The 8,243-nt window shown below is 69.6% G+C and carries 6 protein-coding genes and 1 pseudogene; 1 reads left to right on the top strand and 6 read right to left on the bottom strand.

Translation table 11 applies throughout. The features are described 5' to 3' along the window. Together VSO01S_RS24960 and VSO01S_RS24965 are read right to left on the bottom strand one after the other, a co-directional pair. A partial coding sequence (locus VSO01S_RS24960) for an FAD-dependent oxidoreductase (RefSeq protein WP_153305428.1) occupies positions 1–1,698 on the bottom strand: 1,698 nt, incomplete at its 3' end. 26 nt (positions 1,699–1,724) lie between these two features. Beyond that, entirely contained in the window at positions 1,725–2,687 is a 963-nt protein-coding gene (locus tag VSO01S_RS24965) for an MBL fold metallo-hydrolase (RefSeq protein ID WP_068645475.1), read from the bottom strand. Positions 2,688–2,809: 122 nt separating this feature from the next. Here VSO01S_RS24965 and VSO01S_RS24970 point away from each other — a divergent pair, with 122 nt between their 5' ends. Further along, on the top strand, positions 2,810–3,607 hold the full coding sequence (locus VSO01S_RS24970) for an IclR family transcriptional regulator (RefSeq protein WP_068645476.1): 798 nt from the start codon (positions 2,810–2,812) through the stop codon (positions 3,605–3,607). A 19-nt stretch (positions 3,608–3,626) separates the two neighbouring features. Here VSO01S_RS24970 and VSO01S_RS24975 read toward each other — a convergent pair whose 3' ends face one another. The 4 genes and pseudogenes from VSO01S_RS24975 to VSO01S_RS27625 all read right to left on the bottom strand — a co-directional run. Then, complete coding sequence (locus VSO01S_RS24975; protein WP_068645477.1) at positions 3,627–5,147, bottom strand: DUF1501 domain-containing protein; 1,521 nt, start codon at positions 5,145–5,147, stop codon at positions 3,627–3,629. A 16-nt stretch (positions 5,148–5,163) separates the two neighbouring features. After that, positions 5,164–6,948 (bottom strand): DUF1800 domain-containing protein, encoded by a 1,785-nt coding sequence (locus VSO01S_RS24980; protein WP_068645478.1) that lies wholly within the window; start codon positions 6,946–6,948, stop codon positions 5,164–5,166. A 232-nt stretch (positions 6,949–7,180) separates the two neighbouring features. After that, positions 7,181–8,008 (bottom strand): orotidine-5'-phosphate decarboxylase, encoded by an 828-nt coding sequence (gene pyrF, locus VSO01S_RS24985; protein WP_068645479.1) that lies wholly within the window; start codon positions 8,006–8,008, stop codon positions 7,181–7,183. 47 nt (positions 8,009–8,055) lie between these two features. Next, positions 8,056–8,243, bottom strand: a pseudogene (locus VSO01S_RS27625) (uracil-DNA glycosylase); the annotation flags it as partial.

Genomic DNA, 8,243 nt, shown 5'->3' on the forward strand with positions numbered 1-8,243 from the left:
GAGCCCCTCACCCAGCCTCTCCCCAGGGGGGAGAGGAGCCAATCCGAGCGCACGGTCCAGCGCGGCGCGGATGCCGGCCGCGTCGGCATGGCGCCAGCGGGCGCACACATGCTGGTCGGGGCGCAGCAGGTAGGTGGTGCCGGGCCTGGCGTCGTACCGCGCGGCGGCCACCGCATGCGCATCGTCCAAGGGAACGTGCACCACGTTCAACTGCCCGCCCAGCCCGTCGAGCAGGCCCGCATCCACCGGCGCACCGAACACCAGCAGGTTGAAGCGATGCGGCGCGAGCGAGCGCAGCAGCCAGCCGGTGCTGCCGTCGGCGCGCCGCACCGGCGCGTCGGCGGCGCTGGCGCCGGGCACCATGGCGCCGGCAAAGTCCTGCGCCGCATCGGGCGCGTTCAGCGGCGAGTCGCGCAGCACCGTGGCGGTGGACAGGCGCCCGCTGTTGACCAGCGTGCGCGCAAAGGCATGGTGCTTGGACAGCGCCAGCACCGCGTCGCGGTACAGGCGGCTCACCTCGCTCTTGGGCGTGATGAAGTCGGTGGCGCGGGTGGAGTGGCGGATGTTCTCGTCCGCCGCGTATTCGCGCTCTGCGCCGTAGCTGTCCAGCAGCGTCGGCGGCGCCTCGCCGCGCAGCACGGCGGCCAGCTTCCAGGCCAGGTTGTCGGCATCCTGCACGCCCGAGTTGGCGCCGCGCGCGCCGAAGGGCGACACGCCGTGCGCACTGTCGCCGGCGAACAGCACGCGTCCCTGGCGGAAGCGCTCCATGCGCTGGCAGGCAAAGGTGTAGACGCTGGCCCAGCCGATGTCGAACTTCACCTTCGAATGGCCGATGCTGTCGAGCAATGCCTGCACGCGCGGGCGGATGCGCTCGTGCTGGCGCTCGGCCACCGGGTCGGCGTCCCAGCCCAGCTGGAAATCCACGCGCCACATGCCGTCGGCCTGCTTGTGCAGCAGCACGCTCTGGCCAGGATGAAAAGGCGGCGCGAACCAGAAGCGCCTTTCGATGGGCAGGTCTGCATCCATCGTGATGTCCGCAATCAGGAAGCGGTCGCGGAAGATGCGGCCCTTGCTTTCCTGGCCCAGCAGCGAGCGAAGCTGCGAGCGCGAGCCGTCGCAGGCGGCGACGTAGTCGGCATCGAGTTCATAGTTGCCCTCGGGCGTCTCGATGGTCAGGCGCACGCCGTCGTCCTGCTGCGTGAGGCCCACCACCTTGTTGTGCCAGCGCAGCTCGATGCCCGGCACGGCGGCGGCGCGGTTCACCAGGTAGCCTTCGACGTAGTACTGCTGCAGGTTGATGAAGGCCGGGCGCTCATGGCCCGATTCGGGCAGCAGGTCGAAGCGGTAGACCTCTTCGGCGCCGAAGTACACGCGGCCCACCTTCCACGACACGCCCTTGTCGACCATGCGGTCCGCGCAGCCGAGGCGGTCGAAGATTTCCAGCGTGCGCTTGGCAAAGCAGATGGCGCGCGAGCCGGTCGAGAGAGCGTGGCCGCCCTCGAGCACCAGCACCGGAATCTGCTTTTGCGCCAGGTCGAGCGCCAGCGCCAGGCCCACCGGGCCTGCGCCCACCACCACCACGGGGCGGCGCACCGGCTGGGCGGCATCCTGGTCGGCGTGGCGCACGTAGTCGAACGCCACCTGCTGATAGTCCAGCGGCCCTGCCGCATCGGCGGCCGCGAAGTCCTGGAGGTTCATGGCTGCAAGCCTTCCCGCTCAGCGGATCAGGATTCCAGCGCCTTCCACATTTCCACGTCGCGCTCGGCCGTCCAGATGCGCGGATCGGCGAACTTGGTGGCCTCGTCGTAGCAGCGCGTCACGTCGAAGGGCATGCAGTGGTCGAAGATGACCCAGTGGCCGTACTTGGGCTTGAGGGCCGCATAGGTGGCCTTGTAGACGGCATTGAGGTCCTGGCCGGCGGCCACGCCCTTTTGCACGCTGGCGTACATGTCGGCGATGAAGTCGCGCGTTTCGCTCAGGCCCTTGGCCACCTCTTCCGGCGTCGTCAACGCCGCGCCACGGCCCGGCACCAGCGCCTTGGGCTTGAGGGCCGCCAGGTTGTCCAGCGTCTGCGGCCAGTCCTTGAAGTAGGCGTCGCCCGCGTACGGCGTGGCGCCGAACTCGACCAGGTCGCCCGACAGCAGGGCACCTTCGCCGGGCAGCCAGACGATGGTGTCGCCCTTGGTGTGGCCGCGGCCCACCTGCAGCAGTTGCACTTCCAGCTTGCCCAGCCACAGGGTCATCTTGCCGGTGAAGGTCATGGTCGGCCAGGTCATGCCCGGGGGCACGGTCTCGACGTTGCTGAACAGGCGCGGGAAGCGCCCGATCTCGCTGGCCTTGTCCTGCTCGCCGCGCTCCACGATCAGGTCGTAGGTGTCCTGGCTGGCGATGACCTGCTGGGCCTGGTAGGCGCTGGCGCCCAGCACGCGCACCGCGTGGTAGTGGGTGAGCACCACGTACTTAATGGGCTTGTCGGTCACCTCGCGGATGCGGCGGATCACGTCGGCGGCCATGGCCGGGGTGGCCTGCGTGTCGGCCACCAGCACCGCGTCGTCGCCGATGACGATGCCGGTGTTGGGGTCGCCCTCGGCGGTGTAGGCCCAGGCGTGCTCCGAGATCTGGCTGAAAGTGACTTTCTTTTCTTCCAGGTCGGCCTGGCTGGCGAAGGCTTTGGGCTGCTGGCTCATCGTGCGTCTCCTTGTTTGTTTAAAGCAAATACGTTCGTGTTTGACGAATGCGCGGAGTGTAGGGGCGCGATCAGATAATGTCTAATCCTTTTTGTATCAACGAATTCACCAGGGCAAACAGCATGGCCACGGACAACCAGCGCGGCATCCAGAGCATCGAGGTGGGCGGCCAGCTGCTGAAGGCGCTGGTGCACCACGGCCGGCCGATGGCGCTGAAGGACCTGGCCCGCGAGGCGGACATGGCGCCGGCCAAGGCCCACCCCTACATGGTCAGTTTCGGACGGCTGGGCCTGATCGAGCAAGACCGCAGCAATGGCCACTATCAGCTTGGGCCCTTGGCGCTGCAGCTGGGCCTGATCAGCCTGCAGCAGGCCAACCCGGTGCACGTGGCCACGCCCCTGGTCAACGAGCTGGCGCAGGCCATCGGCCAGACGGTGGCCCTGGCCGTGTGGGGCGCGCGCGGCGCCACCATCGTGCGGGTGGCCGAAGCGCCGTCTCCCGTGCATGTGAACATGCGGCACGGCACGGTGTTCTCGCTCACCAGCACCGCCTCGGGCCGGGTCTTCGGCGCCTACCTGGCGCCCGACGTGGTGAAGAAGATGCTCGAGGAAGAACGCAGGCGCGGCGGTGCGGACCCCGAGCCGGGCATGCCGCCGGCGCCGGCCGTGATGCCGTGGAAGGATTTCGAGCCAGGCCTGGCGCAGGTGCGCGAGCGCGGCCTGGCCCGCTCGGAAGGCGAGGTCATTCCGGGCATCAACGCCATGTCGGCGCCGGTGTTCGACCACACGGGCGCCATCGTGCTGGCGCTGACCGTGATCGGCCCGGCCGGCGTGCTGGACACGGCGTGGAACGGCCCGGTCGCGGATGCGCTTCGCCGCTGCGCGCAGGAGGCCACGCAGCGCCTGGGCGGGCGGGCGTGAGCTGAGGCGCCAGCCGGTCTCAAGCTGGCTGCATGAAGCCCACGTCGGTCGGGTAGTCGTAGGTGTTGCTGCCGCCCGCGTCAGTGGCGGTGAGCGATCCGCCGAAGTTCTTCAGGTTGGGCAGGATCTCGCGCAGCTGCGCATCACCCAGGCCGAACCACTTGCCCAGCGTGGCGCCGTACTGGTCCACCGACGTGGTGGGAATCAGCCGCCCCTGGCCCACGTGCCCCTCATAGCCGGCCACCTTGCTGTCGTTGTTGATGCTCACCGGCGGCGCGTAGCCGTAGAGGGCGTTGCCCTTCACCGCCCCGCCGACGATGAAGTGGTGGTTGCCCCAGCCGTGGTCGGTGCCGTCGCCGTTGGACGCGAGGGTGCGGCCGAAGTCCGAGGCGGTGAAGGCGGTCACGTTCTTCGCCATGCCGGCATCGGCCATCGCCTGCTGGAAGCGGCCGAGCGCATCGCTCAGTTGTGCAAGAAGCGGCCCCTGGTTGGCAATCAGGTTGTCGTGCAGGTCGAAGCCGCCCATCGAGACGAAGAACACTTGCCGCCTGATGCCCAGGTTGCTCTGGCTGCCGCGGATGAGGCGCGCCACCATCGCCAGCTGCCGGCCCAGGCCCGTGGCCGGAAACTGCCCGGGGGTGCCGCCCGCATCGAAGCTGTAGGTGCCGGCCGCCGAGAGCGCGCCGCTGATGTCGCCGTACGCGTCCACCGCGCGCCGCGTCACCCGGTTGTATTCGTTCTCCAGGGTGTGCGTGCGCGCCTGCTGCGCCAGTTGCGCCATGGCGGCCCGCAGGGTGCTGGTGTTGCTGCCGTAGATGGCATTGGTGCCGTTCACGCTGCCGATGCTCACCGCGCCGCCGGTGCCCACCTGGTACTGCAGCGCGTTGTCGCCCGAGAGGAACACCGCATTGCCCGACACCGAGATGCAGGTGAACAGCGACTTGCCGCCGTTGCCGCCCATCACCAGGTCGCCGATGTTGCCGCCCCAGCCGATGGTCGAGCCTTCCGGCGAGGACGACTGCCAGATGGACTGCTGGTCGTTGTGCGAGAACAGCTTGGGCGGCACCGGGTAGAGCTTCCTGTTGCCGCTGCTGTAGAGCGCGCGCGACAGGGGCACCACCAGCGGCCCCACGTTGAGCTGCACCGCGGCCGTGCCGGCGTCGAACAGGGCCTTGAGGGGTGCCATCTGCGGGTGCAGCGCGAACTGGCGCTGGTTCGGCAGCGCCACCGCCGGGTTGAGCGCCGTGGCAGCCAGCGCATCGCGCGCAATGGCAATGCCGCCCGATGCCTGCGGCACGCGGATCGTGCTGTAGGCGGCGTGGCTGGCGTCGTCGTAGGGAATGACGGTGTTCGAATAGTCGCAGCCGCCGAACAGGAAGACGCACACCAGCGCCTTGTAGTCGGTGGCCGTCTGCGCCGCGGCATCGCTCATGGCCGACAGGCTCAGCGCGAAGGGCGCGGCGCTGCCGGCCACGGCCAGCGCGCCCGAGCGCCGCAGGAAAGCCCGGCGGGTGTGGCCCTTGGGATCGATGTAGTGCATGGTCGCCCGCCTTTATCTATTTCTGGATGAGGTATTCGGGGCAGCCCATCACCAGCAGCACGGCCGAATACAGCCGGTTGGCCTTGCTGGCATCGCTGCTGGCCGTGGTGAGCACGGGCGTGGCCAGCGCGTTCCTGATGATGTCGGTGGTGGCGCCGGACAGCTGGCCCGCGCACAGCAGCAGGTTGAGCCGGTCCACCAGCGCCGGGATGTCCAGCACCAGCGCCTTCTCCGCCGTGTAGGCCGCCACCACGTCCTTGTTGCCCAGGCCGTTCTGGATGCAGCCCTGCATGAAGTTGAGGTAGGCGCCCACCGTGGTCTCGTTCACCAGTTGGAACTCCGGCGCCACCATGCCCTTGCCCGCCATGGCCGTGGACGGCGGCACATAGCCCGGCCGGAAGAAGTTGAACACCGAGGGAGAACGCAGCGGGCTCTGGCCCAGAAAGCTCGTGCCGCTCGGGCTGGTGGTGTTGCCCACCGGCCAGGTGCCCAGCGCGGATACGGCGCCGAAGGTGCGCGCCCACTGCACCAGGCGCAGCATGGGCTCGCGCAGGCGCCCGAAGTCGGGACTGGAAAGCCCTTGCGGGCCGCGCGCCTCGTTGTCCAGCAGCACGGCCGCGAACACGCTGCGCATGTCGCCGCGCACACCCGCGCCGTTGTTCTCGAACACGGCCGCCACGCGGCCCACGTAGTCGGGGCTGGGGTTGCTCGTGACCAGCCGCTGGATGAGCTGGCGGCCGATGAAGGGGCCGACGTTCGGATGCCCCGCCAGCGTGTCCAGCGCGATGCGAAGCGCCGTCTTGCCGTCGGTGTTGGCCGGCACCGACGCGCCCAGGAAGTTGGCCGCCAGCGTGGAATGCCGTGCCGGGAACAGCGCCATCGGCCGCGCGGTCCACAGGTTGCTCGCGCCGGCGTTCTCCTCGCCGGCCGCGATGTTGAGGTCGTAGCCGGTGAACACGCGTGCGAGGTTGGTCACGTCGTCCTGCGTGTAGGTCTCGAGCCGGCTGCCGTCCGGCGCCTGCCGCGGCTGTCCCTTGCTGTCCAGCTGCACCAGGCCGATGGTCATCAGCTGCATCACTTCGCGCGCAAAGTTCTCGTCAGGCTGGCGGCCCTGGCTGTTTTCCTTCTGGTTGCCCTTGGTGTTGAGGTAGTAGCCCATCGCCGGGTTGAGCGTGACGGCTTCCAGCAGGCCGCGGAAATCGCCGGTGACGCCGGCCACCAGCGTGTCCCAGTAGGACGACATCATGTGGTGCGGCCAGCTCGAGCCGATGTCGGTGCCGGACACCACGAAGATCTCCGACAGCGCCAGGGCCATGCGCTTGCGCATGCCGTCGGGCGATGCCATCAGCTGCGCCCACACCATGTTGTCGAAGCCGATGCCGGACTGGCCGCTGCGGCTGTTCATCCAGTCCCAGCCGGCTGGTGCGCGCGGCGCGTCGAACTGCTGCGCCAGCCAGGGCAGGTAGCCCAGCGAGCGCACCGCGGCCAGGTCGCTGTCGGTGGCATAGCCTTGGGCGTGCAGCAGGAAGCGCGCGGCCTCTGCATCGCTCTTGGCGCCGGTGTAGGCATAGCCCGCCGCCGTCTGCGTGTTGGCCAGGGGCGCCAGCGAACCGGCGCCGGTGATGGCCGCCGGACCGCCGCCGGCATCGCCCCCATTGCCGCCACCGCCACCACCGCAGGCGGCGAGCAACGTCGACGCCGCCAATGCGGCGCTCAGTCCCGGATTCGATGCGGATGCCGGCCGCGCGCGTGTGCCGGCCGGGCCCGCCGGGCCGGCGGCCAATGTCTTTTCCTCAACCATGGGGTTCCCACTCCTCGGCGCATGCCGCGCCGGAGGATGGGCAGGCAAGCGCCGTGCCGCGCTGCCTCGGCCGCGAAGTGGCGTGCCGGGTGCGGAAAAAGGTATGCGATCCGCGGCCGAGGACCGACCTTTTGTGTCGCCGGCGGGGCGATCGGCACCCGTCAGGTGACGGGAATTGTCGATATGCCCTCGTCAGCGTTGAGGGGGACGGCCTGGCCGCCCTTCAGCGCGCTCAGCCGGCCTTGGCCTGCTCCAGCGCATCGCGCGTCTGGCTGGCCACGCGCCGAGCAGCGGCTTCGAAATCGTCGCCCGACGAGGCATAGCAGATGGCGCGCGACGAGTTCACGATGATGGGCGCATCCGCCCGCCAGCCGGCCTTGACGGTGGCCGCGGCATCGCCGCCCTGGGCGCCGACGCCCGGGATGAGCAGCGGCACGGTGGGCGCGAGGGCGCGCACGCGCTCGATCTCGTTCGGGTAGGTGGCGCCCACCACCAGGCCGAGCTGGCCGTTGAGGTTCCACGGCCCCTGGGCCATGCGCGCCACATGCTCGTACAAGAGGGGCTGCCCCTCCACGCTGGCCAGGCGCTGCGCCTGCAGGTCGTCGCCGCCCGGGTTGCTGGTGCGGCACAGCAGGAAGGCGCCCTTGCCCTGGTACTTGAGGTAAGGCGCCACCGAATCGAAGCCCATGAAGGGCGAGAGCGTGACCGAGTCGGCGCCGTAGCGCTCGAAGGCCTCCACCGCGTACTGCTCGGCGGTGGAGCCGATGTCGCCCCGCTTGGCATCGAGGATGGTGGGCACGTGGGGCGCGTTGCGGCGCATGTGCTCCATGAGCTTTTCCAGCTGGTCTTCGGCCCGGTAGGCGGCGAAGTAGGCGATCTGCGGCTTGAAGGCGATGGCCAGGTCGGCCGTGGCGTCGACGATGCGGGCGCAGAAGTCGTAGATGCGGCCGGCATCGCCCTTCAGGCCGGCAGGAAAGCGCTTGGGTTCGGGATCGAGGCCAACGCACAGCAGCGAGCGGTTTGTCTGGGCCGCCGTGTGCAGCTGGTCGAGGAAGGTCATGGGACGGGATTTTAGTTGGCGCCCACCGCCGCCAGGGTCCTGCGCCGCTAGCCGGCGGCTGCCGCAGCCGCCGCCTGGCACAGGTCGGCCCAGGCCTTGGCCTTGTCGGCGCCGCTGCGCAGCAGATAGGCCAGCGGGTAGCTGGCCACGGCCGGCACACCGGCCAGCGCGCCTTCGGGCAGCGGCTGGACATCGCCGCGCAGCTTGCCGATGGGGCCTGGGCGGCGCAGCAGCG

Source organism: Variovorax soli NBRC 106424 (assembly GCF_001591385.1).
In the GTDB taxonomy this organism is placed as follows: Bacteria; Pseudomonadota; Gammaproteobacteria; order Burkholderiales; family Burkholderiaceae_C; genus Variovorax; species Variovorax soli.

Excerpts from the sequence above, each read along its gene's own strand:
- VSO01S_RS24965 (WP_068645475.1), bottom strand. The coding sequence starts at position 2,687 with ATGAGCCAGCAGCCCAAAGCCTTCGCCAGCCAGGCCGACCTGGAAGAA.
- VSO01S_RS24970 (WP_068645476.1), top strand. The coding sequence starts at position 2,810 with ATGGCCACGGACAACCAGCGCGGCATCCAGAGCATCGAGGTGGGCGGC.
- VSO01S_RS24975 (WP_068645477.1), bottom strand. The coding sequence starts at position 5,147 with ATGCACTACATCGATCCCAAGGGCCACACCCGCCGGGCTTTCCTGCGG.
- VSO01S_RS24980 (WP_068645478.1), bottom strand. The coding sequence starts at position 6,948 with ATGGTTGAGGAAAAGACATTGGCCGCCGGCCCGGCGGGCCCGGCCGGC.
- pyrF (WP_068645479.1), bottom strand. The coding sequence starts at position 8,008 with ATGACCTTCCTCGACCAGCTGCACACGGCGGCCCAGACAAACCGCTCG.